Source organism: Leclercia sp. LSNIH8, from assembly GCF_002920195.1.
Lineage (GTDB): Bacteria > Pseudomonadota > Gammaproteobacteria > Enterobacterales > Enterobacteriaceae > Enterobacter.
This window is the reverse complement of sequence record NZ_PQJY01000033.1, coordinates 1-1,387: the sequence shown is the minus strand read 5'-3', so window position 1 is coordinate 1,387 and position 1,387 is coordinate 1. Positions and strand designations below refer to the sequence as shown.

General features: G+C 45.9%; 3 protein-coding genes. 1 reads left to right on the top strand and 2 read right to left on the bottom strand.

All coding sequences use genetic code 11. From position 1 onward, the window contains the following. On the bottom strand, positions 1-95 hold a 95-nt coding region (locus C3406_RS26700; protein WP_223367353.1), incomplete at its 3' end, for a hypothetical protein. Positions 96-256: 161 nt separating this feature from the next. Here C3406_RS26700 and C3406_RS25800 point away from each other — a divergent pair. Then, complete coding sequence (locus C3406_RS25800; protein ID WP_040113342.1) at positions 257-1,054, top strand: (S)-acetoin forming diacetyl reductase; 798 nt, start codon at positions 257-259, stop codon at positions 1,052-1,054. 261 nt (positions 1,055-1,315) lie between these two features. Here the strand turns inward: C3406_RS25800 and C3406_RS26695 are convergent. Continuing rightward, positions 1,316-1,387 (bottom strand): hypothetical protein (locus C3406_RS26695; RefSeq protein WP_223177208.1); only part of this gene is annotated, 72 nt, incomplete at its 5' end.

Here is a 1,387-nt window from a genome sequence, read left to right as displayed (position 1 = left end):
GCTTTGTTGTAGGTGGACCAGTTGGTGATTCTGAACTTTTGCTTTGCCACGGAATGGTCTGTGTTGTCGGGAGGATGCGTGATCTGATCCTTCAACTCAGCAAAAGTTCGATTTATTCAACAAAGCCATGTATATATTAGGTGATATGTTTCTAATCGAAAAAAACTGTGCACTGATAATAAAAGCTAATGTGCATATAGTGATATTGGACTACTATGAATTCGGTATATCTGAAACGAGTTCAAAGAGAGAAACGATGAGTACAGAACATAAAGTAGCTGTTGTTACTGGTGCGGGGCAGGGAATTGGTAAAGCAATCGCTCTCCGTCTGGCGAAAGATGGATTTCGTATCGGTAGTCTGGACTTCAATGGCGAAACGGCACATGAAACGGTGAGGCTTATTGAAGAAATGGGTGGCGAGGCACTGGCAGTAGCTGCGGATGTCGCAGATCGCGAACAAGTTTTTGCAGCAGTGGATAAAGTCGTTGCAAAGTTTGGCCGCCTGGATGTTATGGTTAATAATGCCGGTCTTGGCCCAACGACACCAATTGAGGAAATTACTCCAGAAATTTACCGTAAAGTCTTTGATGTTAACGTAGGAGGTGTGTACTGGGGTATTCAGGCCGCTGTGAAGTACTTTAAGCAGCGTACTCCGGCAAAAACGGGGGACATTATCGGTAAGATAATCAACGCCTCATCGCAGGCAGGCCAAGTGGGTAACCCTGATCTGGCCGTCTACGGCGCTACAAAGTTTGCTGTTCGCGGTATAACTCAGACAGCTGCAAAAGATCTGGCGAAATTTGGGATTACTGTGAACGCGTATTGCCCGGGAATTGTTCGCACCCCTATGATGAATGGTATCGCACAAAAAGTCGCAGATGAAAATGGCCAGTCTCTGGAATGGGGCCTTCAGCAGTGGGCGAAAAATGTTGCCCTCGGACGCATTTCTGAATCAGAGGATGTTGCGGCATGTGTTTCCTATCTGGCCGGTGTGGATTCAGATTATATGACAGGTCAGGCACTCATTATTGATGGTGGGATGGTATTTAACTGATCAGCATCTATACGCCCTGGTTGATTGGAATATCATAGTGTGCTTTTAGAAGCACACTTACTCTTTCGGTCAGTACAGACTTCAGAAACCAGAGGAGTGTTTTTATAAAAGTACACTGACAATTACTGCTCATCCCCAGAACAATCCTCAGCCTCATCGAGCATACTATTCAGAAAACGCCTTTGTTCTTCTGTCAGTTCCAGTGCGGCTTTGTTGAATAAATAAGATTTCTTGCGAACGACCCTGTAGCTGGCTGGATTTTCAGGCAATACGCACGCTTTCTGGCATCCCAGCCTTTGTCATCCTGTTCAACGCACGCACCATGGCCATAGC

Bases quoted from the DNA above. Each gene is read 5' to 3' on its own strand.
- C3406_RS25800 (WP_040113342.1), top strand. From the start codon at position 257: ATGAGTACAGAACATAAAGTAGCTGTTGTTACTGGTGCGGGGCAGGGA.